Origin of the sequence: Finegoldia magna ATCC 53516 (genome assembly GCF_000159695.1) — a bacterium.
GTDB lineage: Bacteria > Bacillota > Clostridia > Tissierellales > Peptoniphilaceae > Finegoldia > Finegoldia magna_F.
In genome coordinates, this window is sequence record NZ_CM000955.1 from 1,204,807 (window position 1) to 1,225,858 (window position 21,052).

At 32.6% G+C, this 21,052-nt stretch carries 30 protein-coding genes; 24 read left to right on the forward strand and 6 right to left on the reverse strand.

Annotated features, from left to right (window positions below; all coding sequences use genetic code 11):
* The first annotated feature begins 14 nt into the window (after nt 1-14).
* Nucleotides 15-923 (forward strand): putative ABC transporter permease, encoded by a 909-nt coding sequence (locus HMPREF0391_RS05625; RefSeq protein WP_002835967.1) that lies wholly within the window; start codon nt 15-17, stop codon nt 921-923.
* 64 nt (nt 924-987) lie between these two features.
* On the opposite strand, the gene mnmH is transcribed toward HMPREF0391_RS05625, so the two are convergent.
* Together mnmH and HMPREF0391_RS05635 are read right to left on the reverse strand one after the other, a co-directional pair.
* Nucleotides 988-2,007, reverse strand: a complete 1,020-nt coding sequence (gene mnmH / locus HMPREF0391_RS05630) for a tRNA 2-selenouridine(34) synthase MnmH (protein WP_002835968.1) — start codon at nt 2,005-2,007, stop codon at nt 988-990.
* A 91-nt stretch (nt 2,008-2,098) separates the two neighbouring features.
* Complete coding sequence (locus tag HMPREF0391_RS05635) at nt 2,099-2,830, reverse strand: TraX family protein (protein WP_002835969.1); 732 nt, start codon at nt 2,828-2,830, stop codon at nt 2,099-2,101.
* A gap of 103 nt (nt 2,831-2,933) precedes the next feature.
* On the opposite strand from HMPREF0391_RS05635, the gene HMPREF0391_RS09670 reads away from it, so the two are divergent.
* From HMPREF0391_RS09670 to HMPREF0391_RS05665, 7 genes are all read left to right on the forward strand, one after another.
* On the forward strand, nt 2,934-3,065 hold the full coding sequence (locus HMPREF0391_RS09670; RefSeq protein ID WP_268890126.1) for a YoaP domain-containing protein: 132 nt from the start codon (nt 2,934-2,936) through the stop codon (nt 3,063-3,065).
* Nucleotides 3,066-3,198: 133 nt separating this feature from the next.
* Entirely contained in the window at nt 3,199-3,750 is a 552-nt protein-coding gene (locus HMPREF0391_RS05640) for a hypothetical protein (protein ID WP_035109392.1), read from the forward strand.
* Nucleotides 3,740-4,216, forward strand: coding sequence for a prepilin-type N-terminal cleavage/methylation domain-containing protein (locus HMPREF0391_RS05645; RefSeq protein ID WP_002835971.1), 477 nt, complete (start codon nt 3,740-3,742; stop codon nt 4,214-4,216). Before HMPREF0391_RS05640 ends, HMPREF0391_RS05645 begins: the two co-directional genes overlap by 11 nt.
* Complete coding sequence (locus HMPREF0391_RS05650) at nt 4,200-4,523, forward strand: prepilin-type N-terminal cleavage/methylation domain-containing protein (protein WP_002835972.1); 324 nt, start codon at nt 4,200-4,202, stop codon at nt 4,521-4,523. The genes HMPREF0391_RS05645 and HMPREF0391_RS05650 overlap by 17 nt, the downstream gene beginning before the upstream one ends.
* A complete protein-coding gene (locus HMPREF0391_RS05655; RefSeq protein ID WP_002835973.1) occupies nt 4,498-5,013 on the forward strand; it encodes a PulJ/GspJ family protein in 516 nt (171 codons plus the stop codon). Before HMPREF0391_RS05650 ends, HMPREF0391_RS05655 begins: the two co-directional genes overlap by 26 nt.
* Nucleotides 5,010-5,990, forward strand: coding sequence for a hypothetical protein (locus tag HMPREF0391_RS05660; protein ID WP_002835974.1), 981 nt, complete (start codon nt 5,010-5,012; stop codon nt 5,988-5,990). Before HMPREF0391_RS05655 ends, HMPREF0391_RS05660 begins: the two co-directional genes overlap by 4 nt.
* A 77-nt stretch (nt 5,991-6,067) precedes the next feature.
* Entirely contained in the window at nt 6,068-6,685 is a 618-nt protein-coding gene (locus tag HMPREF0391_RS05665; protein WP_002835975.1) for a hypothetical protein, read from the forward strand.
* 120 nt (nt 6,686-6,805) lie between these two features.
* Here HMPREF0391_RS05665 and HMPREF0391_RS05670 read toward each other — a convergent pair whose 3' ends face one another.
* The gene (locus HMPREF0391_RS05670; RefSeq protein WP_230454520.1) at nt 6,806-7,534 is read right to left on the reverse strand and encodes a YdjY domain-containing protein; all 729 of its coding nucleotides are present in this window, start codon (nt 7,532-7,534) and stop codon (nt 6,806-6,808) included.
* A gap of 178 nt (nt 7,535-7,712) precedes the next feature.
* Between HMPREF0391_RS05670 and HMPREF0391_RS05675 the strand changes: the two genes are divergently transcribed.
* Both HMPREF0391_RS05675 and rbr read left to right on the forward strand, forming a co-directional pair.
* Complete coding sequence (locus HMPREF0391_RS05675; RefSeq protein WP_002835978.1) at nt 7,713-7,973, forward strand: G5 domain-containing protein; 261 nt, start codon at nt 7,713-7,715, stop codon at nt 7,971-7,973.
* A 78-nt stretch (nt 7,974-8,051) separates the two neighbouring features.
* The gene (rbr, locus tag HMPREF0391_RS05680; RefSeq protein WP_002835979.1) at nt 8,052-8,636 is read left to right on the forward strand and encodes a rubrerythrin; all 585 of its coding nucleotides are present in this window, start codon (nt 8,052-8,054) and stop codon (nt 8,634-8,636) included.
* 144 nt (nt 8,637-8,780) lie between these two features.
* Here rbr and HMPREF0391_RS05685 read toward each other — a convergent pair whose 3' ends face one another.
* On the reverse strand, nt 8,781-9,368 hold the full coding sequence (locus HMPREF0391_RS05685; protein ID WP_002835980.1) for a type IV toxin-antitoxin system AbiEi family antitoxin domain-containing protein: 588 nt from the start codon (nt 9,366-9,368) through the stop codon (nt 8,781-8,783).
* 412 nt (nt 9,369-9,780) lie between these two features.
* On the opposite strand from HMPREF0391_RS05685, the gene HMPREF0391_RS05690 reads away from it, so the two are divergent.
* Nucleotides 9,781-10,434 carry a YitT family protein gene (locus tag HMPREF0391_RS05690; RefSeq protein ID WP_002835981.1) on the forward strand — a complete coding sequence of 218 codons (654 nt, stop codon included), beginning with the start codon at nt 9,781-9,783 and terminating at the stop codon, nt 10,432-10,434.
* A 27-nt stretch (nt 10,435-10,461) separates the two neighbouring features.
* Here HMPREF0391_RS05690 and HMPREF0391_RS05695 read toward each other — a convergent pair whose 3' ends face one another.
* On the reverse strand, nt 10,462-10,653 hold the full coding sequence (locus HMPREF0391_RS05695; RefSeq protein ID WP_002835982.1) for a DUF4177 domain-containing protein: 192 nt from the start codon (nt 10,651-10,653) through the stop codon (nt 10,462-10,464).
* 139 nt (nt 10,654-10,792) lie between these two features.
* On the opposite strand from HMPREF0391_RS05695, the gene HMPREF0391_RS05700 reads away from it, so the two are divergent.
* The 13 genes from HMPREF0391_RS05700 to HMPREF0391_RS05760 all read left to right on the forward strand — a co-directional run bounded on the left by HMPREF0391_RS05700 (nt 10,793) and on the right by HMPREF0391_RS05760 (nt 20,354).
* Nucleotides 10,793-11,821, forward strand: a complete 1,029-nt coding sequence (locus HMPREF0391_RS05700) for an FtsX-like permease family protein (RefSeq protein WP_002835983.1) — start codon at nt 10,793-10,795, stop codon at nt 11,819-11,821.
* A complete protein-coding gene (locus HMPREF0391_RS05705) occupies nt 11,808-12,851 on the forward strand; it encodes a hypothetical protein (RefSeq protein WP_002835984.1) in 1,044 nt (347 codons plus the stop codon). Before HMPREF0391_RS05700 ends, HMPREF0391_RS05705 begins: the two co-directional genes overlap by 14 nt.
* Before the next feature lie 2 nt (nt 12,852-12,853).
* The gene (locus HMPREF0391_RS05710) at nt 12,854-13,540 is read left to right on the forward strand and encodes an ABC transporter ATP-binding protein (RefSeq protein ID WP_002835985.1); all 687 of its coding nucleotides are present in this window, start codon (nt 12,854-12,856) and stop codon (nt 13,538-13,540) included.
* Between the two features lie 73 nt (nt 13,541-13,613).
* Nucleotides 13,614-14,492 (forward strand): CPBP family intramembrane glutamic endopeptidase, encoded by an 879-nt coding sequence (locus HMPREF0391_RS05715; RefSeq protein ID WP_002835986.1) that lies wholly within the window; start codon nt 13,614-13,616, stop codon nt 14,490-14,492.
* Between the two features lie 122 nt (nt 14,493-14,614).
* Nucleotides 14,615-15,703, forward strand: a complete 1,089-nt coding sequence (locus tag HMPREF0391_RS05720) for a cysteine desulfurase family protein (RefSeq protein WP_002835987.1) — start codon at nt 14,615-14,617, stop codon at nt 15,701-15,703.
* On the forward strand, nt 15,696-16,796 hold the full coding sequence (gene mnmA, locus HMPREF0391_RS05725; protein WP_035109397.1) for a tRNA 2-thiouridine(34) synthase MnmA: 1,101 nt from the start codon (nt 15,696-15,698) through the stop codon (nt 16,794-16,796). The genes HMPREF0391_RS05720 and mnmA overlap by 8 nt, the downstream gene beginning before the upstream one ends.
* Before the next feature lie 108 nt (nt 16,797-16,904).
* A complete protein-coding gene (locus HMPREF0391_RS05730; RefSeq protein WP_002835989.1) occupies nt 16,905-17,168 on the forward strand; it encodes a type II toxin-antitoxin system RelB/DinJ family antitoxin in 264 nt (87 codons plus the stop codon).
* Nucleotides 17,161-17,424: a Txe/YoeB family addiction module toxin gene (locus HMPREF0391_RS05735; protein WP_002835990.1), complete on the forward strand. Its 264-nt coding sequence runs from the start codon at nt 17,161-17,163 to the stop codon at nt 17,422-17,424. The genes HMPREF0391_RS05730 and HMPREF0391_RS05735 overlap by 8 nt, the downstream gene beginning before the upstream one ends.
* An 82-nt stretch (nt 17,425-17,506) precedes the next feature.
* The gene (locus tag HMPREF0391_RS05740; RefSeq protein ID WP_035109399.1) at nt 17,507-17,929 is read left to right on the forward strand and encodes a hypothetical protein; all 423 of its coding nucleotides are present in this window, start codon (nt 17,507-17,509) and stop codon (nt 17,927-17,929) included.
* Nucleotides 17,930-18,099: 170 nt separating this feature from the next.
* Nucleotides 18,100-18,456, forward strand: coding sequence for a hypothetical protein (locus HMPREF0391_RS05745; protein ID WP_002835992.1), 357 nt, complete (start codon nt 18,100-18,102; stop codon nt 18,454-18,456).
* A 36-nt stretch (nt 18,457-18,492) separates the two neighbouring features.
* The gene (locus tag HMPREF0391_RS05750) at nt 18,493-18,945 is read left to right on the forward strand and encodes a hypothetical protein (RefSeq protein ID WP_002835993.1); all 453 of its coding nucleotides are present in this window, start codon (nt 18,493-18,495) and stop codon (nt 18,943-18,945) included.
* Nucleotides 18,946-19,128: 183 nt separating this feature from the next.
* The gene (gene tnpA / locus HMPREF0391_RS05755; protein WP_110058007.1) at nt 19,129-19,578 is read left to right on the forward strand and encodes an IS200/IS605 family transposase; all 450 of its coding nucleotides are present in this window, start codon (nt 19,129-19,131) and stop codon (nt 19,576-19,578) included.
* A gap of 206 nt (nt 19,579-19,784) precedes the next feature.
* Complete coding sequence (locus HMPREF0391_RS05760; RefSeq protein ID WP_002835994.1) at nt 19,785-20,354, forward strand: SHOCT domain-containing protein; 570 nt, start codon at nt 19,785-19,787, stop codon at nt 20,352-20,354.
* 71 nt (nt 20,355-20,425) lie between these two features.
* Here the strand turns inward: HMPREF0391_RS05760 and HMPREF0391_RS05765 are convergent, their stop codons facing one another.
* Nucleotides 20,426-21,052: a nuclease-related domain-containing protein gene (locus HMPREF0391_RS05765; protein ID WP_002835995.1), complete on the reverse strand. Its 627-nt coding sequence runs from the start codon at nt 21,050-21,052 to the stop codon at nt 20,426-20,428.

A 21,052-nucleotide genomic window follows, 5' to 3' on the forward strand; every position in this document is an offset into this window, starting at 1 on the left:
TTTAAGGAGATAAAATGGAGTTAATTAATTTCATATATATGTTCTTCTTTTATGCAGTAATCGGATATATTTGGGAAGTAATCTGGGTAAGCGCTGGACAAAAGAAACTTACAAACAGAGGATTCTTGTACGGACCATTACTTCCAATATACGGATTTGGAGCAGTGTTCATCACGCTTTTTGTGGACCACGCAATAGCAAGATTCAACGACTCCTACATCGTAATATTTTTATCGGGACTTATAATCGCTACGGCACTGGAGTTCGTAACAGGATATTTAATTGAAAAAATATTCAAAGTAAGATATTGGGATTACACAGAAAGATTTATGAACATCAAAGGGCTAATATGCCTCAGATCATCACTGTTTTTCGGAGTAATGTCCATATTCATGATGAATTATTCTAACAAACATATACTTGAACTCACTGAAAAAATCAAAAACAGCAATTACAACTTCGTGATTTACATTCTTATCGCGATATTTGCTGTAGATGTTGTGATTTCAGTAAAACAAGCTTATGGATTTAGATATATAATTGAATATCAAGAAAAAATGGAAGCATACTTGAATGAAATCAGAAAAGATGTCAAGCTCAAAGCGTTGGAAGGATCACAAACACTTGAAGCTGATTTGTCGGGACTTAAAAGTGCACTTCGTGACAGGATAGAACAAGTGGAAATCAAGAAATCCTTCATAGAAAACAGCGCCAAAATATTAGAAGACAGAATTGAAAGAGAAACCAACCTCAAAGAAAAGCTCAAAACCTTGTTGGATGAAAGAGTTGAAAGCGCTGAAAAAGTCGAACTAATCCACGATAGAATCGACAAAGTTTACGATAAAAGGCTTAAAAGATTACAAACTCACCAAAAAAACATACAAAGAGTTGCAAAGAGAAACGATATAACTTACAAAAAATAAAAATAAGCAGATGTCTTATACGGCATCTGCTTTTGTTGTATCAAAAACAAATATTTATACAGAATTATTTTGCATAAAATTTCATTATTTCTTCAGCACACTTTTCGCTATTTTCATTATTTATTTCCAGCTCAAAATCTTTTGATTTGACTGCGTAATTGATGTCGTAGTATTTTGTAATCAAACTTTCTATCACATAATCGTAGTCTTCATCATCTAGTTTATCAATCAAAATGGAGGAGTTATTATTGCCAATGTATTTGGACAAATGATTTATCCCTTTTTTTATATCCTCCAAAGCATGAGGATTTTTCAAATAATCTGTTTTTATTCTATCTATTCTATCTTGAAGGCTTGAATTTATCATAACTTGATGATGTGAACTGTTGTATTTTTGTCTCAAAGATTTGGGAACATTAATTCTTCCTATTTTGCTACTTTCACATTCCACAAAAACAGGTTCATTATCAAAACTTTTTAGCTTATCTAACAACAAACTTTCGAACATTTTTTGCGTTGGTTGTTCATTCAACCCTGCATTTCCAAGGATAGAGCCTCTGTGGTTTGCAAGTTGTTCCAAGTTGAGGACGTTTTTGTTAGAATGTTCCAAGTAATTCAGAATTTCCGTCTTGCCAACACCAGTGTAGCCGTTGATGTTCACGTATTCATGTGAATTTATAAGCGCATCTAGATTTTCGATAACGTATTTGCGATAAGCTTTGTATCCACCTTTTAGCCTGTAAATACTGAGTCCCATTGATTTCATAATGTTAAAAAGCACAGTACTTCTCATGGAACCTCTGTAGCAAAACAAGCACACGTTGTGATTTTCACTCAAATCCAACAATTTTACGTAAATGTCTTCTAGTTTTACAGATGCATATCTTATCGCCAATTTCTTTGCACATTCGTGATCGCCGTTATCGTAAATCGTTGAAATTTCCACTCTTTCATCGTTGTTTAGTATAGGAATATTTAAAGCATTAGGTATAGTCTCTCTTTGAAATTCGTATTCGCTTCTAACATCGACAAATATTAAGTTTTCCATATTTATAAGTTCTTCATAAGTATTTGCTACGAACATTTTGGCCTCCAAGGTACTAATTATACACCTTTTATTGCATTTGTAAAAGAGATTTGTAACAAAAAAAGAACTTGCAATAACAAGTTCTCAATTAAAAATTAAAATACATTCTAACAAGTCCAAGTATCAATATATGGACTGGATAGAATAGGTAATTTACCAATTTGTTTTGTTTTCCACGTTCTCCGTTGTATGTCACAGTAAAGGCGAATCCCAAGAACGAATACACTTCTTTGATAATCGACAAATATCCAAGACCTGCTGAAATCACTGGCTTGTCGTAGAAAATGTAGAACAAATAAGCTAGAATTATCGCATGATAATCGTAGTCCAAGCTCAAATACATCGCCAAGAATCCGAAAACAGCGACGATTACAACAGATGCACCGTACCAAAATATCCTGTTTTTAAACTTATCTTTAATATAATCGATTATCCACACAGTCACAAGGCACAATGCCAACGTGAACATCATATTGTTCCAGTACGGATCGAACAACACTTTTGATGTAAAAATGTCGAACGGTACTTCCGAAATCACTGCAAATACCAACAAGTTACGAAGATATTTCGCCCTGTCGTGTGTCTTGAAAAATCCTTCTACTATGAAAAATATAAAAATAGGAAATGCAATTCTTCCTAATATCGATAAAAAGTTCGAGATATACAACAACGCTCCTTTTCCATTTAAAAAATGCGTTACAATCGAGTTGTTAATATGATCTATCAGCATCGATGTAAACGCAATGTATTTTAGCTGAGCTGCGTTGAATATCTGAAATTTCTTTAATTTATCGTGTTCAAATCTTTTATTAATATCCATTAGTTCTCCTTAAAAATTGAGTATACTGTATGATACACTAATTTGAACAAATTTGCAATATTTTCATTTACAAAAATTAAGAAAATAATTCAAACTATAAATTATACATACACAACAAGCACAACAAGCTCCCACTCCATGCACGACTTATGCGTTGTTTTATGACGGAAAATGGATCAGCAATGAACAACAAAATGAAAAGAAATTTTTGAAGTTGATAGAAGAAGTTCGCTGAAAATTCGCGTCTTAGACCGTGATTATTTACTTAAAATTATCGACTAATTTTACTAACCGAAATTAACCAATACTTTACAAAAAAATGTTTATTTTAGCTAAAAAAATAATATAATATTATTATGGAGGAAAATATGGGAACCATAATAGTTTTGATGTTGATGGCTAAGTGTTTGATGGATTTATATTTGAAGAGATTGTCCATCAAAAACGTTGGAGTGTTTGCGTTGATTTCGGTGTTTTTGTATGCGATTTTCCGAATAACGAATACTACATCAATCTACGATTTTGCTCTGTTACTTGGCTGCAGCGATATGATGGTTGACGATTTCAAAACCAATGAGGTGTACTGGATTAACTGTGTGTTTTTCATGATTTGTAGCATTATTGTTTCTGTGTTTTCTAGTTTTTTCGTGACAAGTTTTCTGATTTTACTAGTTCCTGTGATGTTTAATTTCGTGGCGAAGGACAGGTTTATGGGTAGTGTGGATTGTTTGATTATTCTGGGACTTGGCATGAGCAAAAGTTTCACAGATTTGGTGAGTTTCGTGTTTTATCTTGGAATTATAAGTGGAATCAGGGCTTTGATTTATATTATAAGAAAAGAAGAGAATGAGGAGATTGCGTTCGTCCCTGTGATTTGGTCTTCTTTTTTGTTGTATGCGGTGATGGGAAATGTTTTCTAGATTAAAAATGAGAGGCAAGGCGTTCAGTTTAATAGAGGTGATGGTGAGTCTGTTCATAATTTCTGTTGTGATTATGACTTGCGTTCTAAAATACGACTTCAAAACTGATGTCGCATCCAGAAAAGAGATTAATACGCTTGTTAGCGATTTGAAAAGCGCGAGAAGTGTTGCGATGAATTCGGGACGAAGTATTCAATTTCGATTCGAGAAGAATTCCTATTATTTTTACGATTCTAATAAAATGAAGAATCTTTTTGAAAGAGATTTGAAAAATGGGACACTTAGCTTAAGTGAAGAAGGGACAAGTACTATAGACTTTGGAAATATCGGGGCAAATATATCCAAATCCTCTGCGGCAACGCATTTTCCGACTATTTATTACGAAACCAAAACCAAAAACAAAACATACAAGATAAATTGTTACATAGCGACAGGGAGAGTGGATGTAGATGAGACGAAAAACTAAGGGATTCACGCTTTTGGAGGTTTTGTTTGCGATGTTTTTGGTGAGTCTTTGTGTGGTGGTGTACTATCCACAGCTCAAAAATGTGATTAAAATGCAAGATAAATCCTACACTGAAAATATTGTGCTACGCGATTTGGACAATTCTGTGGAATATTTGAAGGCGCACGATGAGGTGGACTCATCAATTGTGGATGAGAATTCAAAAGTTGTGGTTACAAAGGATGATGTGGGAGATTTGGTCAAGGTAAATGTCAAAGTAGTTAATGGAGATATTGCGAAAGATGTGTCATTTTACAAAGAAAAGTAGGGGATTCACACTGCTTGAGGTTATGGTGAGTTTGTTCATATTTTCCGTAGTGTTGGGCGTGATTTTCCTATCGTTTAAGACAAACTTTACTATTATGCAATCAAGTGCGAATCTGAAAAACGACGTGGATGATGTCGACCACTGCGCATATTACATAAAAAACGAAATCGAAAAGTCGATGTCAGTGATTACAGAAAGACCGAATTGGACGCATTTCGACCGATCAATGGGATTTGTACTAGTAAAATATATTGACAAAAAGCAAAATTACGTGTATTTCACAAAAGAAGATGGCAAAATCATACGATACGCTTTCACAGATCCTAATAGTTTTGATGAATTGAAACAACACGGGCCCAACGGTAGGATAACTCAGAACAAACTCAAGGACAACGCCGATGATTTCACATTTAGTCAGGATGACAACTACATTTATTTGCAAGAAAATGGGAAGAAACTTGTGGTCTACATTGGAGATAAGATAAAATGAAACGAAAATCCAAAGCCTACATCAGCATTTACGCGCTCTACATGATATTCGTGCTGATGATTGTAATTGTTTTTGTGCTTGTCCAAGTGAAAAACATCAGAACTGTCAACGCCTACAAATACGACTACATTCAAGCCAGGGCGAATGCCTATTCAAGAGTTCGAATCATAAATCAAAGAAAGCTTTTTGATGAAAAGTTGAAGGAAAATTCTAATGCTGGGACATTTACCTTGCAGATTAAAGATATTCCAGAATTAAGCAGTAAGACTAAGGTCGATTATTACGAAGAAAATGCTGGAGACAGGAAAGTTTTTTCATTTACAAGCAGTTACCCCGAAAATAATGGATCCAGAGTTACCACAATAATGGTGTATAAAAGAAAAAATCCATTTGAACATAGAATTATACCACAAGAAAAAATCGACGAATTGTTGCCGGAAATCGCAGAAGGAAAGCCGAGCATCGGACTAAAACAGTGTTTTATATTTTCACTGAACGATGAAACGTATTTCGTTGACAAAAAAATAGTCGATGAAAAATACAAGGAATTCATAGCCGAAAAATCAGAAGAAAACAACGAAGAAATTTCAGAAAATGAAGAGGAAATTGTATCTGAAGATAATAACGAAGACAAAAAAATAGAAATAGATGATGAATTCCTAACTAAATTAGTAGATTTTTCCAGAAAAGAGAAGAACATCGTGGTAGATTCTGAGGATATCACGATATTTAACGACGTTACGATAGATGGAGTGTTCATCGACAAGGGCAACGTGTTTTATGTAGAAAATGAAAAAGTACCAAAAACTCCTGAAATTACAGTAAATGGCATATTGATACTGGAAAATTCTGAGGCAAATAATTACAAAGTAAAAGGAGAATATTTGTCAACAAAGGAAGTCGACGTCGATTTTACAGAAGACAAAACAAAATACACGAGTAAAAAATACGAGTATGCTGGTAGTTATTACAAATAATCGATGGAATGATTGAAACTCTACTTCGAAATGATGTATAATATATATATGATAAGCGAAAAAGGGAGGGTTTGCTTATGAATAAATTTAAAAAAATAGATGAAATGAATGGCAAACGTTCTGAGCTTTACGACATTACTTACGAGATTTTCGAGTTTATGGGAGAAACGCTGGATGTTCCGAAAAATCGTTTCAAAAACTCAAAACATGGGCTTTTGAAAATGGGACTAGTTGCATTCATCATCACAGCTTTCTTGGACTATTATTCAAGCTTTGACACAATTGAATTTATCAGGAGAAACTATCTTGTAGGCTACATTTATTTTGCAATAAGATGCGTGTTCATATTCGCATTTGCGATTCTTAAATTCAAAATAATTTATAGGGTAGCTAACAAGTTTTTCGTCAGAGATGATTGGCGAAAAGACGAGAACTACAGCATATTGCTACTTGTAATGTTCCAAGCGGCGATATCCATGGCGTTTTATCCATTGGGAGTTTACATCGTAATCGCTGAGGCAATCGTGATATTGTTGTTTTTCATTGGACTTACAATCAAAAACTTCAAATTTGAAAAACTACCATACATCATCATCACATTCATGTCTTTGTATATTGGGTTGCGATTCGTCAGACTTTTCATCTACAACTTAGTGATAAACTGGATAGAAACAACGAACATTGTTTTCTTATAACACAAACGCTCACAACTGTGGGCGTTTTTTAAATGCAAAAATACAAAATTACACAAAAAAATTAAAAAGGTAAGCTCATAAAAGCCTACCTTTTTAAATAGAGAATTTTAAATGAAATGGTTAGTTAGCTAATTTGTATGTGATAATTACAGGTGTTTTGTCAGCTGGAACTGAATCAGCCAAAGTGTATTTTACTCCGTCTTTTTCGTCAGCGCCGATTAATTGTGATGCGTTTGAAGTTATTCCTAAAGGACAACTTTGTAAGCATGTCATGCAACCTGTATTCATATCTTTTGCTGGTTTTTGGTTACCACCAAATCTGATGTCGATTTCTTTTCCTGAAGAATCTTTGATTACATCGTTGATTCCCAATTCGTTGTCAGAACCTTGGAATTTGAATGAAATATCGATCTTGTCACCTTTAACGGCTTCTTTTCCCATGTTATCCATTGTAACGTTGTTGCCTGGTTTTGCACCGATTTTTTCTAATGCATCGTACAAATCGTTTTGGTTAGAATATGATACAAACATTGATTGTCCGTTGTTCTTACCTGATTTTGCAACGATAGCATGCATTGTGCTTTCTTTTTTGAATTTATCGTTAACTTCAGCGTAAACTTTGATTTGTTTGTTAGCTTCGTCAACAATCATAGGATTATCAGCAGTTGGTTCTTGTGCTTCTTCCTTCTTTTCTTCAGTCTTTTCTTCAGTTTTTTCTTCTTTCTTTTCTTCAGTTTTTTCTTCTGTCTTTTGTTCTGTAGAAGAAGTTTGTTTATTATCTTCCTTAGAACATCCTGCGAACATTAAACTTGCCATTAATAATAATGCTAAAATTTTGAATTTCTTCATTAAAGTCATCTCTTTTCTTAAAAATTTTTATTGTTATTTGTTTCCTCATTAATATTATAGCTATATTTTATCATAGTTTTAACACTTCATTTATTGCAAAATCTAATAAATAACATACTATTTATAAGCTGAGTAAATAAATGAAATCTACGGTATAATAATAAAAGAGGTGATTAGCGTGAAAAAATACGGAGAAGACGTGGCAATTGTAGAAGAAAATCCTAAACCTACGAAAATTTACGACAATAATCTACGTCAAGGAGAACAAATCGTAATAAAAAAGGGAACACCTACTATTAAAAAATTGTACTACGAAGATATCAACGGACAACCTACAATTAAAAAGGAAGAAATAATCGAAGAAGGCTCTCCAACTGTTATAAGAGTTGGAACAAAGGGGATTGTTAACGATTTGAATGTCTCAAAATCAGACATGTGATAAAATTCTACGTTTGTGGTATAGTTATAGTAGAAATGAATTGTAAAATTCATTCAAAATTTACAAGGGGGAAATATTATGGCAAGCTTAAAAGGTACAAAAACAGCTACTAATTTAATGGCAGCATTTGCAGGGGAAAGTCAAGCAAATATGCGTTATACATATTTTGCTAACACAGCAAAAAAAGAAGGCTACGTTCAAATTTCTATGATTTTTGAAGAAACAGCAAGAAATGAAATGGCTCACGCAAAAAGATTCATGAAATTCTTGGCTGAAGATTTACAAGACGCTGAAATAGAAATCGAAGCAGGATTCCCAGTTCACTTAGGAGACACTAAGACTAACCTAAAATCTGCAGCAGAAGGAGAACACTTCGAAAATTCTGAAATGTATCCAGAATTCTCAAAAATCGCTGAAGAAGAAGGATTCAAGGAAATCGCACGCGTATTCACTGAAATCGGAGAAGTTGAAGAAGCTCACGAAAAAAGATACAGAAAATTATTAGAAAACATCGAAAAAGAAAAAGTATTCGAAAGAGAAGAAGTTTACTTATGGAAATGCAACAACTGTGGCTACATTCACGAAGGTAAAACAGCACCTAAGAAATGCCCAGCATGTGATCACCCACAAGGATTCTTCGAAATCTTCAAAGAAACTTATTAAAATTAGACAATATTAGTAAAATCAAAGTCCTCAAAGGTTACTTTTAAACCTCTGAGGACTTTTTGTCTTAAATATTACTAGTTTTTTCGCAAATAATATTCTTCGCTAAATTTCTTATCTTTGCTTTGATGCTTTCTATATTAATCACGATAATACCTCTATATATTTTCTTACATCCTCTTCAATATTAAACATCCTACTGTATTTAATAAGTCTTCTAAGATTTTTGTTATTTGATTTAAAATATCTTGTAATTCCATCCGTGAAAATTTGAGTATCAATTTTTTTCCTGTTCATTACAATATCGCAAATCGTCCTATCAATATCGTAGACAGCAACGTTATTTCCCAATGGAGTTTCAATTTCTGAAATTCCCACATCAAAAAAATCTTTCTGAATATAATGTAACTTCAAATTATTATATCTTTTTTTAATATGACTTGCATTATAACCCTGTGGCACGGATATATGAAAAATATTTGGCGTTCTGTCTGATAAATCATGAAGGTATAACGCTGTTTGATGTGAAAAAACAATCCTCTTGCTTTTAGAAGAAATCAGAACGAAATCATCAGTCAGTTCACCGTTGACTTGGTAAACTCCAGGGCGTAGCCTTTCCAATTTGCCAACATTTGATAAATCTGACAAAATTTGTCTGTGATAGCCAAGTTTCATCGCATCTTCATTTGTAATTATTGAATTATTTTCTAAATGATTTTTCAATGAATTCATATATCTCACCGTCACTTTCGCTTTAATTATACAATATTAAAGCGAAAGTGTAAACAACAACCATCCAAGTCAACAAAATTTTACGTAAAATTTGCCAAGATTTTACTAAAAACATTGACAATTGGCGGAAAATAGTATATAATTTCGTTGTAATTATTTATCTATGGGTACCAAATACGATTATTTGGTAGTTTTTATCTGATGACTATTGCTCGATAAAGAGCCTGGAAAGCATCTGATGTGATACTCTTATAGGCTAAAAAGAACAATAAGGTTCAGAGTTTTTACAAGAAAAAATCAGCAAACAAAAAAGCATCAAAACCAGAGATTGCAAAGGCAAGTTAAACTTGAACCGCAGTCTTTTTTTCGTGGTCAATTTTAACTTCCTAATTTCTAAACGGGGGAAGATAAAATGCTTAGTAGAATGCTAAAATTTTTCGGATTAACTAAAAAAGGATTATTAAAAATAATCCTAGGATGTGCTATCATGGCGTTTGCAGTAGTGAACGTACATAAACAATCAGGCGTGACTGAGGGCGGAGTGCTTGGAATGATGTTGTTTTTGAACAAAATCTTCGGATTTGATCAATCAATAACATCAGTAATATTGGATGTAAGCTGCTACGTTCTTGGATTTTCGATAATGGGATTTGATTTTGTGAAGAAAGCTTTCGTAGCCACAATGTCATTTGCAGTATTTGCGAAATTCTTCAATATTATTGGGCCGGTGTTACCAAGTATGTACGATGTGCCATTGTTAGCAAGTATTGTCGGAGGAATCTGCATCGGATTGGGATGCGGACTTGTAGTAAGTGAAGGTGGAGCAGCAGGTGGAGACGACGCCTTAGCAATGACGATTTCCACAAAATCGGGACTCAAAATATCATTAGCGTATTTGTTCTCAGATATAATAGTGTTGGCACTGTCACTTATGTATATTCCAGTCAACAGAATTATGTTCTCACTTTTGACAACTGTAATATCATCATTTTTGATAGGACAATTCGAAGTAGAACTTCCAAATTCAGAAATCAAAATGGCAAATCAAGCCGTATCAAAAGCTTAAATAAATCAAGCCTTGTGCTTGATTTTTTTATTGCTCACATTCTCTTTCAAACACCAAATCAATTTTAGGATTGTATCCAATAGCTATTTTAGTTTTATTGATAGTAGTCACAAACCTAAAACCTTCCTTAGCATAATCATCTATGATTTTTTTATAATCATCTGATGCTAATCCACAAGTTCTCACTTCAACATATTTGTATTCGTATTTTTGTTTCATGATAATCTCCTCAATTTATTTTTCTGTTAATAGATTATTACCCAAAATTTTAAAATAATATATCAAATGATTTACAAATACAATAATAAGATATATAATCGGGTTAAGAAAACGATGTGCAAAATCAAAGGAGGGGGATATGAGACTCAAAGACAATAAAATAATAATCCTATTGATATTTCTGACTAGTTCGATATTGATATTTGGATTTAATTATTTATATGGGAACAACAGAAAACCTTCTCCTTATTTTATGAGTGACAAATTTATAGCTTTTGAATCAAACAATAATAATCATAGTCTTGACTTTCTTAATATGAATGAAAGTATATCAGTTGTAGCTGAAATAAAAAACTCCAAAGATGTTGCAATATATGATCCAGTGATGAAATACTATATGGGTTCTACAAAAATAATTGATCCAACTACCTTTAGGTATTTTTCAAAAGAAGATTACAAAAACAAAAATAATGTGTCTATTTTGATATATCCAGTGACTTATTATGTAGAAGGGAAAATATCTGGTTACGATAAAAAAGAAATAGAAGATAAGTATCATACTGAGATAATTAATATGTTTGATGTTCAATCTTACATTGCTAATGATGGAAAAGTCGATGTAGTGAGAAATCTATTCACAATTAAACCAGAAAACATTTCAACACTTTACATAGACTCTAGTGATGATAAGTCATTAAAAGCGATTGCAGAATCTCTTGAAAAAATCGGATACAAGAGAAAAGAAATCAAAATGTACGATAAGCTTACTTTGAGGGATTTAATAAAATCATATCCAGAATACAAGGTGTATGCTCAGTTTATTACTAATAGCACGGTCATGGCTTTGGCAATGTATGCAATTTCATTGTGGATGTTTTTGAACAAATACAAGAAATTCGTAATTGTAAGCGCAAATTTTGGTGCAAAACTAAAAGACATCATGAAGATGTTCATTGAAAAAGCCTTGGCGTATAGTTTTATAACATGTGCAATATCAACAGCGTTGACGTATGGATATCTTACAATTATTAATGAAAACAAAATTACGATTTTTCTGATATTGCAATTGCAGATTATTTTAATAATATTGACAGTGATTTTGAGTGCTTTAAGAGTTAAACTCAGCTACGATGATTTTGAAAAAGAGGTCTTGTATGATAAAAGATAATATTAAACTAGGGCTAATGGATGTTTTCAGAAATAAAGTTGTGTTTTGTTTGATGGTGCTTTTAATTTTCTCATTGGGAACAATTATTGAATCTGCAACAGATTCTTATTTGAGAAATACGTTCGTAAAATTTCAATTAAGTGAACATCCTTCATATAGCACTGTTGTGTTAGAGACAACTGATGATAAGGGATACGATTATTCGAATACTTATGGAAAAAAACTGGACGATATATTTTCGAAAAACGGGCACACTTATACTACGAATTCATCGATTTGTAGAAATTGCGGTACAGATATAATTGTGTTGTTTGGAAAATTCAACAAAAACACTAATGTTAGAATTTTTTGGTTAGTTGATAATAAAAATGTGACTGACTTGAAGAATGAGGCGGAATTTGAAGTGGTTTCTCATGATGGGATGGATTTTGATATGATGAATCAAGAAATCAAATACGCTATTGATTATGATAAGAGGGTATTATTGGAAATAAAATCTGATAAATATAAAAATGTTAGTGGCTACAAGTTTCGTGATGCAGATATGCTTGATTTAATTGAGAATGCAAAGTTTTCAGAATATGAGATAAATAAAGGCATTGACAGAGAATTTGAGAAGATTTTCGACGGGAACAAGCTAATGGTCATCAATAATATAAATAAAAAACACGACGACGATGAAAATACATACATCTTCAAATACATTGTTGTGTATTGTCTGATTATGATGGGTATAACGATATTGGGTTTTGTGATTTTCTTCAAATACATGCTTAAAAGCTTACAAAAAGAATACAAAATCCACATTTTATCAGGAGCTAGAACCAAGGATATTATGGCACGAAACTCCGTTTTCGTAGTTTTAGTAAATGTTGCAGTATTCTGTTTAATTTTCGTATTAAACGGATTTGCAATTAATACTTTTTCGGTAGTGGCGTTTATTTACATGATTTTATGCATATTGATATTAGAAATAATTATGTATTTGATTTTGAAAAGAAGCGATCTGATTGATTTGATAGGTGATTGATTATGATAGAAATAAAAAATTTGACCAAAAAATTCGACACAAATGGTGAAGAATTTCTTGTATTGGATAATGCTGAAATGAATATAAATGATGGGGACAATATCATTATTTCAGGAGAAAACGGAGCAGGTAAGACCACTTTTTTGAAGATTGTGGGTTTGTTGGATAGGAAATATTCAGGAGATTATATTCTGGATTCCAAATCAGTTGGGGATTTTACTGAAAAAGATATGTCTAAATATAGGAATGAAGTGTTTGGGTTTATTTTTCAGGAATACAATTTGATAGAATCAGAGACTACCTACGATAATATCCTCATACCATTAATTTACTCATCGAAATACAAGAGAGCTGACAGGAAACAAAGAATTCAAGAGATTAGCGAAGAATTTGAAATAACGGAGATTTTGAACAAAAAAGTAAAGTATCTATCAGGAGGAGAAAGACAAAAAGTGACCATTGCAAGAGCTTTGGTGAATGAGCCGTCTGTTATTCTAATGGATGAGCCTTCGAACACGCTTAATCTGAGAATGAAGGACAAGCTGATAGAATATATCGAAGTTTTGAAAAGAAAATCAAAAACTATTGTAGTTGTCAGTCACGACAAGTATTTGACTGATAATTTGAAAAAACAAGATTTTGCGGAATATGAATTGGTAGATGGAAAGTTTCACAAAATTGGGGAATAATTTTAAATCAAGCCTTGTGCTTGATTTTTAATTGCAAGAAAACTTGGGTATATATAATTAACTGGAGGTTTTTATGGAGAATACAAAAAAACTAAAATTTTCTAATCTTTTAATTGCGATTTTACAAGGAGTTATCCTTTTACTTTTGTTCGTAATTCCAGAGCTTGTTGTTGGAGTGATTGGAGGAGTTGTTGCCAAATTTGTAGGATTTGATGGTAATTTCCAAGATTTTTATACGAAAAACGGGGCGGCTTTTCTTCTATGTGGACAAATCCTGAGGATTATTATTTTCCTTTTAATCATTAAATTTAGAACGAAGATTTTTCAAACGAAATACAATAGGGATTACTTAAAGAAAAGAAAGATTTCTTTTTTTGAAATCGTGAAGCTTTTCGTGGTGGGAATTGGTCTTATGGGTCTTATCAATATTACTGTTGCTTTGATGATGTATTTGAGTAAGTTTTTCCCACAAATTGTTGCAAGCCTTGATGTGTACAACAAGGCGTCAGAAGAATTGATGAAGGGCAATATGATGTTGTCGGTTCTTGCTATTACGATTTTCGCTCCGATTTCAGAGGAGTTGATGTTGCGTGGGACTTTATTCACAGAAAACGAACGACTTCTTCCTTATAAATGGGCGATTATTCTGAATGGGATTGTGTTCGGAGTGTTCCATTTTAATTTGTTCCAAGGAGCGTATGCATTAATCGGAGGGATTGTGATTTGTGCGGTGTATTATTACACAGAAAGCATCTACGCATCCATTCTTCTTCACATGATTAACAACACTTTCAGCATGGTTATTTCTTCTAATGAGGCTGTGGTTCAAAGTTTTTCTTCGATTTTTGGAATTGTAATGCTTGTGTGTATGGTTTTAATGTTTGTTTTCTTGAAAGATTTTAAAAAGAAGAGAGAACTTAGACATTTGAATTACGAAGATTTAAAAGAATAGATTTGAAATTATCGATAAACCTTGATGCGTAAATACGCATTGAGGTTTTTTATTGTGAAATTGTTGGTGTTGATTTTTTTGTTGAAAAACTATAGTATAATAGCAGTAAGTGAGGTTAGATTATGATTTATTTGGATTATGCGGCGACATCTTTGAAAAGGGTGGAACTTATTGAATATATTATGAATAATATGACGGATTTTGATGCGAATGCTGATAGTATTCACAAAATGGGAAGACTTGCGAAGAAGACTTTGGAGAATTCCCGTCACGAGATTGCGAAGTTTTTGAATACTTCTGATGATAGGATTGTGTTCACAAGCGGTGCGAGCGAATCCAACAATTATATTATCAATAATTTTTCTGATGAGAATTACGATATTATAACTTCCAAGATTGAACATCCATCTATTTTGAATCCACTAGATCACAACAAATCTAATGTAATTTTGATAGATGCACAACAAAACGGTGTGCTTGATTGCGATGAAATTATTCGAAATATCACGCCCAATACAAAGCTAATTATTCTTCAACATGTAAACAATGAAACGGGAGTTATTCAACCTGTGAAAAAACTTGGCGAATATTTGAAGGATACGGAGATTTGGTATCATATCGATGCGACTCAATCGGTGGGTCATGTGGATGTCGATGTTGAGGATTTGCACTGCGATTCGTTGTCGTTTTCAGGACACAAACTAGGAGGACTCAACGGATTCGGGGTGTTGTATATAAGGAAGGATTTGGATAATCTGATTTATGCAGGTGAACAAGAAAATTACAGAAGAGGTGGCACTTCTTTTGTGATGGGGGCGTTTACTTTGGAGAAATCTTTGCAAAAATCTGTCGAAGAACGTGAGTATATTGCAAATTTGAAGAAGATTTTCATTGAAAATATCCATTTTGATTACGAAATTAATGGCAATGTGGATAATTCTGCATCTCATATTTTGAACTTGTACATTCCATTTGAGAAGAATGATTTCTTGTTGACTTATTTGGATATGCATGGGGTGTGCGTGTCAGCAGGGTCTGCTTGCTCTGCAGGTAGCATCACGAATTCTCATGTGATTGAAAATATGTACGACGCACAAAGGGCAGAACATTCGGTGAGGTTTAGCTTTGGTTTTAAAAATACAGAAGAAGAAATATTGAAAGCGGTAAATGTGTTAAATGATTTGTACGAAAAAGGAAAATACAATGGATAATTCGAAAATAAAAGTAGTGGTAGGAATAAGTGGGGGCGTGGATTCGTCAGTGGCAGCACTTTTGTTGAAACAACAAGGATATGATGTCGTGGGAATTTTCATGAAAAATTGGGACGAAACTGATGATGATGGCGTCTGCACGGCAGAAGAAGATTACAAGGACGCGGTGACTGTTGCGAATGAAATCGGCATAGATTATTATTCGATTAATTTTGAGAAAGAATACTACGACAGAGTGTTCACTTATTTCTTGGACGAATACAAAAAAGGCAGGACTCCCAATCCCGACATAATGTGCAACAAGGAAATCAAATTCAAAGCGTTCTTGGATTTTGCGATGAAACTGGGCGCAGATTATGTGGCGACGGGTCACTATGCGAGAATTGAACGAGGTGATGACGGAGTGAAGCTACTTCGTGGGCTTGATAATAACAAAGATCAGACGTACTTTCTAAGCCAACTTACACAAGACCAAATCAAAAACGTAATGTTTCCAGTTGGAGAACTTCAAAAAAAAGAAGTGCGTGAGATAGCGAAGAAATATAACTTGGCTACGGCTGACAAGAAAGATTCTACGGGAATTTGTTTCATCGGAGAGAGAAACTTCAATGAATTTTTGTCACATTATTTACCAGCAAAACAAGGAAACATAGTAGATGTCGATGGAAATATAATGGGCAAACACAACGGACTTATGTATCACACAATCGGTCAACGAAGAGGGCTTGGAATTGGCGGAGACGGAGCAGCGTGGTTTGTGTGTGGAAAGAATTTGGAGAAAAATGAATTAATAGTATGCCAAGGAGAAGACAACCCACTATTGTATTCAAACAAATTATACGCAAGCCAATTTGAAACATCGCTAAATCATTTGGATAGAAATGAGTTCGATTGCACAGCAAAATTCAGATACAGACAAAAAGACATCAAAGCGCACGTCAAATTCATCGACGACACGCATGTGGAAGTCACATATGACGACACGAAAGCTGTAACACCAGGACAAGCAGCAGTGTTCTACGACGGCGAAGTGTGCATAGGATCTGCGATAATAGATGAAGTGTACAATGGAGATAAAAAATTAATGGTATAAAATAGTCCACTAGGTTGTAAAATCTGGTGGATTTTTTGATTGAAATATTTAAAATGTATGTTATTTGTATGCTATTTGTGATAAAATAATATTGAAGGAGATGGTATTATGGCACAAACAAATATTAATATAAGAATGGATGAAAATCTAAAAAAACAATTTGATTCATTTTGTTCAGAAGTTGGAATGAGTATGTCCACAGCTTTTAATATCTTCGCAAGAACAGTTGTCAGACAAAGAAAAATTCCTTTTGAAATATCTACAGAAAAAGATCCGTTTTACAGCGCTGAAAACATAGAAAGATTAAAAAAATCTATAGAACAAATGGAAAAAACTGGTGGGACTATTCATGAGGTAAACTTGGATGATTAAAGCATGGACTGACTCAGCTTGGGAAGATTTCGAATATTGGATGAAACAAGACAAAAAAACTTTAAAAAGGATATTGAAACTTTTGAAAGATATTGACCGTAATGGGTATGACGGAATAGGAAAGCCTGAACCATTAACGGGAGATTTATCTAAATATTGGAGCAGGAGAATTGACGATTGTAACAGAATTGTGTATAGAATTGAGAATGATGTAATAAAAATAGTTCAATGTGGGTCGCATTATCGTGACAAGTAGCCTCCAAATGGTTACAAAATGTCAAATAGTGAATAAATTGACGATATTTGTGGTAAATATAATCTAAGAAATGGAGGAGACTATGCAAAAACAAGAAATAAAAGAAGCCATTGACGTGTGCGATGATTTGGTAATAAAACTTGAAGATGTACTTAACGATTTGAAATCAGCAAAAAACTGGGCGTTGGCAGATTTTGTGTTCGGCGATAGTATGATTGGGTTTTTCAAGAGAAGCAAAATGGAAAAAGCACAAAGCAAACTTCATCTAATAAAACAACTTTCAGTTAGATTGCAAAAAGAATTATCGGACATTCATGTGGAATTGGAAGACTTCGGAGATTTGTATTCAATGAAAGAATTCATGCTTGACATTGTGTTCGACAATCCATTTACCGATTGGAGAATAAGAAAAGAAATCAATCAAGTGTACGATTCAACGTATGAATATTTGGAAAATATTGAAATGTTGAGAGACAGCTTAACAAAAGAATACAATAAATTGTAAAAGAAGATATGTATGATAACGATGTTCATCGTGTTGTGATTGATAGTTACAAAATGTCAAAGTTTGGTTTTATTGTTGATTTTTCAAAAAAAAAAAAATATATAATTAAGTTACAAACATAAATGTTTTGTAGACTTAATAGAAAGGTTTTCACAAAAAGGAGGAGTATCATGAAAAATGATAAAAAATTTACAATCGTGGCAATACTTTTTGCAGTATCACTTGTGTGCAATGCGTATTTTTTAACTAACATGACAAAGGCTGACGATGCTGACACTCATAGAATAATTGAAAGATACGTTAAGGAAAATCCCGAAAAAGAAGACGATACTTTAATTAAAGCTACATTAGAAAAGTTTGCCAAGGACGAAAAACATTTGGTATTGACTCAAGATGGCAAAGACGTAACCAAACAACACGAAGATAAGCTGTTGGAATTCAACAAAAACAAAGACTACAAAGCAGCCAAAGAATACGTCCTCAATGAAAACATATCAATCGGTTACTCAGACGACAATATAAAATAGACAATTAGTAGTTAAGTATATTCATTAAAATCTACTATGAAAACAAGAAAAATAATTTTAATGTTAATACTTGCTTTTATTGCGGTAGTGTTATGTATAGTATATGTTGCAAAATCGAATAAGAATATTAGTGATTTATCTGAAATGAGTTCATCAATTGAAGCTTATACAATTAAATTTAAAAGCGAAAGAGGTTTCGGAAATGATAGATTTGACATATATTCTTTTTCATTGAAAAGTCAAGATAATCTCAAGGATTTTAAGCAAAAAAATGACGAACTTGATCAGATTTTTGATGACAATTTTGGGACTATGATGATTACTGAACAAGAAAAAAACAATGAAATGCAAGAATTAAAAACAGATATTGAGAAATTAAAAAATTCAAAGCATATACTTTATAAGTATATTGAAAAAGATGGAACAAAAAAATTATATTTGTATGATAAAAATGCCAATATAGGTTATTGTATGATATTGACAATATAAAATAGCAAACAAAATAGCAGCCACGGCTGCTATTTTATTGTAAGAAGAAAACCCCCAGTTAGACTGGGGGTTCAGTATAGCTTTAGCGATGAAAAACCAACAAAAAACCTCCTATGATATATAATTAAATTGTAGTTCGCCAACTGCAATAAAAAATATCAAGGAGGTAAGAAAATGTCATCAATAAATGACAAACATAGTTTATCACATACAAAATGGAACTGTAAATACCATATAGTATTTGCACCGAAATATAGGAGAAAAGAATTTTACGGAAGCAAAAGATTAGAAATAGGACAAATACTTCGAGAATTATGTAGCTGGAAAGAAGTAAACATAATAGAAGCTGAAGTATGCCCAGATCATATTCATATGTTAGTAGAAATACCACCGAAACTATCAGTATCAAGTTTTATGGGATTTTTAAAAGGAAAGAGTAGCATAATGATATATGAAAGATGGGGAAGCTTAAAATATAAATACAGAGGAAGACAGTTTTGGTGTAGAGGATATTATGTAGACACAGCAGGTAAAAATGCAAAAGCAATCCAAGAATATATCCAAAACCAATTAAAACAAGACCAGTTAAGTGAACAACTAACATTTGATGTAGTTGACCCTTTTAAAGGGTAGCAAGTAGAGGTTGCAAGTGGCGGACTAACCAACGCCATTGAGGCGTGGCTGGTAATACAGGCCCTTTGGGCCGCATGAGAAAAACCCCCGGCTACGCCGGGGGATGATTTTTTTTTTACGAATTATCTTTGATAAAAATAAATACAACATAATGATATAAAATGATATAATAATATAAAAGAATAGCATAATTAAGGAGGAAAATAATGATTTTTAGTGAAAATATATATATAATGACTGATCCAAAAATTCAAAATGTTTTATTTTCTATAGCACAAGAGAATTTTCAATCTGATGAAACTGTATTTTTAGCAATTAAAGGAGCGTTTAAAGAGTACATTTTTGTAACAGATAGGAGTATATATATTTATAAAACAGGATTTATGACTGGACGAACTTTTGGATATTCCTTATTCCAGTTAGATCATGCCAATATTTCTTCTGTTCAATTACATAAAAATTTTGGTGGAACAGGATATATTGAAATAGTAGGTATTGGAATGCAGAATCAAAAAGACTTATCATATTGGTCATCTGATAAAGATAAGAATCCTTCAAGGATGGAAAATATGGTATCTTTCGGCGATATAAGTCTTGCATCAGAAGTTGTAAAAAGAATAAGAGAGTTAATAAGTAAGAACAATAGTGGTAATTATGAAACTATACATACTTCTGAAGACAAATTTGAAGAAATAAAAAAATTTAAAGAATTATTAGATATGGATATTATAACAAAAGAAGAATTCGAACAAAAGAAAAATGAGTTATTAAAATAACAAATAAAAATAGCAGCCACGGCTGCTATTTTATTTTACGACTACTTGTACTGTCTTGAGTATGTCGAATGTTATTTTTTTATTTCTTTTAAATTTTTGACATGCTCTCTATTACTAATATTTAGTTTGTTTTCTTCGATTAACTTCAATATATTATCAACATCTGTTTCGTTTATTATTTCTGTTGATGAAAGTTCTTCAATATTTTTAGCTACTTGTGATATTTTGCAAACTACAGAATTTTTCACTTCAAATTTGATTTCAGCTTCTGGTGAAAAAGCTACTATTGAAAAATATCTCATTTCAGGATAAGAATCTTGTATAATTGATTCAACTGCTTTAATGTGGGCGTAGTTTTGCAAAATAGGATTCATGAAGTTTGTTTTATTTCCATAAATATTTTGCGTCCACTTTTTTGCGTGTTCTGATCCATAAATCCAACCTTTATAATTTTTGGTTTCGACTGAAAATATACCATATCTTGAAACTACTAGGTGATCAATTTGTGTAGTTTTTGTATTACCTTGTTTGTTTTCTAAAACAAGGTTGTTTATAACTCTGTATTTTTCTTTATCAAGACTATTTAGTTTAATCTTAACAGCTGATTCACCCATAGCTCCCTTTAGACGTGGTAGCAAGAGCTTAAGAATTACACAAAAAGCTAAAAATAATCCTAAAATAATGTAAATGTCATGCAT

Coding starts and splice junctions, on each gene's coding strand:
- HMPREF0391_RS05765 (WP_002835995.1), bottom strand. CDS start 21,052: ATGCATGACATTTACATTATTTTAGGATTATTTTTAGCTTTTTGTGTA.
- HMPREF0391_RS05740 (WP_035109399.1), top strand. CDS start 17,507: ATGCAAAAACAAGAAATAAAAGAAGCCATTGACGTGTGCGATGATTTG.
- HMPREF0391_RS05705 (WP_002835984.1), top strand. CDS start 11,808: ATGATAAAAGATAATATTAAACTAGGGCTAATGGATGTTTTCAGAAAT.
- HMPREF0391_RS05650 (WP_002835972.1), top strand. CDS start 4,200: ATGAGACGAAAAACTAAGGGATTCACGCTTTTGGAGGTTTTGTTTGCG.
- HMPREF0391_RS05730 (WP_002835989.1), top strand. CDS start 16,905: ATGGCACAAACAAATATTAATATAAGAATGGATGAAAATCTAAAAAAA.
- mnmH (WP_002835968.1), bottom strand. CDS start 2,007: ATGTTCGTAGCAAATACTTATGAAGAACTTATAAATATGGAAAACTTA.
- HMPREF0391_RS05735 (WP_002835990.1), top strand. CDS start 17,161: ATGATTAAAGCATGGACTGACTCAGCTTGGGAAGATTTCGAATATTGG.
- HMPREF0391_RS05695 (WP_002835982.1), bottom strand. CDS start 10,653: ATGAAACAAAAATACGAATACAAATATGTTGAAGTGAGAACTTGTGGA.
- HMPREF0391_RS05760 (WP_002835994.1), top strand. CDS start 19,785: ATGATTTTTAGTGAAAATATATATATAATGACTGATCCAAAAATTCAA.
- HMPREF0391_RS05660 (WP_002835974.1), top strand. CDS start 5,010: ATGAAACGAAAATCCAAAGCCTACATCAGCATTTACGCGCTCTACATG.
- HMPREF0391_RS05655 (WP_002835973.1), top strand. CDS start 4,498: ATGTGTCATTTTACAAAGAAAAGTAGGGGATTCACACTGCTTGAGGTT.
- HMPREF0391_RS05685 (WP_002835980.1), bottom strand. CDS start 9,368: ATGAATTCATTGAAAAATCATTTAGAAAATAATTCAATAATTACAAAT.
- mnmA (WP_035109397.1), top strand. CDS start 15,696: ATGGATAATTCGAAAATAAAAGTAGTGGTAGGAATAAGTGGGGGCGTG.
- HMPREF0391_RS05635 (WP_002835969.1), bottom strand. CDS start 2,830: ATGGATATTAATAAAAGATTTGAACACGATAAATTAAAGAAATTTCAG.
- rbr (WP_002835979.1), top strand. CDS start 8,052: ATGGCAAGCTTAAAAGGTACAAAAACAGCTACTAATTTAATGGCAGCA.
- HMPREF0391_RS05645 (WP_002835971.1), top strand. CDS start 3,740: ATGTTTTCTAGATTAAAAATGAGAGGCAAGGCGTTCAGTTTAATAGAG.
- HMPREF0391_RS05665 (WP_002835975.1), top strand. CDS start 6,068: ATGAATAAATTTAAAAAAATAGATGAAATGAATGGCAAACGTTCTGAG.
- HMPREF0391_RS05640 (WP_035109392.1), top strand. CDS start 3,199: ATGGGAACCATAATAGTTTTGATGTTGATGGCTAAGTGTTTGATGGAT.
- HMPREF0391_RS05720 (WP_002835987.1), top strand. CDS start 14,615: ATGATTTATTTGGATTATGCGGCGACATCTTTGAAAAGGGTGGAACTT.
- HMPREF0391_RS05715 (WP_002835986.1), top strand. CDS start 13,614: ATGGAGAATACAAAAAAACTAAAATTTTCTAATCTTTTAATTGCGATT.
- HMPREF0391_RS05700 (WP_002835983.1), top strand. CDS start 10,793: ATGAGACTCAAAGACAATAAAATAATAATCCTATTGATATTTCTGACT.
- HMPREF0391_RS05745 (WP_002835992.1), top strand. CDS start 18,100: ATGAAAAATGATAAAAAATTTACAATCGTGGCAATACTTTTTGCAGTA.
- HMPREF0391_RS05750 (WP_002835993.1), top strand. CDS start 18,493: ATGAAAACAAGAAAAATAATTTTAATGTTAATACTTGCTTTTATTGCG.
- HMPREF0391_RS05710 (WP_002835985.1), top strand. CDS start 12,854: ATGATAGAAATAAAAAATTTGACCAAAAAATTCGACACAAATGGTGAA.
- HMPREF0391_RS05670 (WP_230454520.1), bottom strand. CDS start 7,534: ATGAAGAAATTCAAAATTTTAGCATTATTATTAATGGCAAGTTTAATG.
- HMPREF0391_RS05625 (WP_002835967.1), top strand. CDS start 15: ATGGAGTTAATTAATTTCATATATATGTTCTTCTTTTATGCAGTAATC.
- HMPREF0391_RS05690 (WP_002835981.1), top strand. CDS start 9,781: ATGCTTAGTAGAATGCTAAAATTTTTCGGATTAACTAAAAAAGGATTA.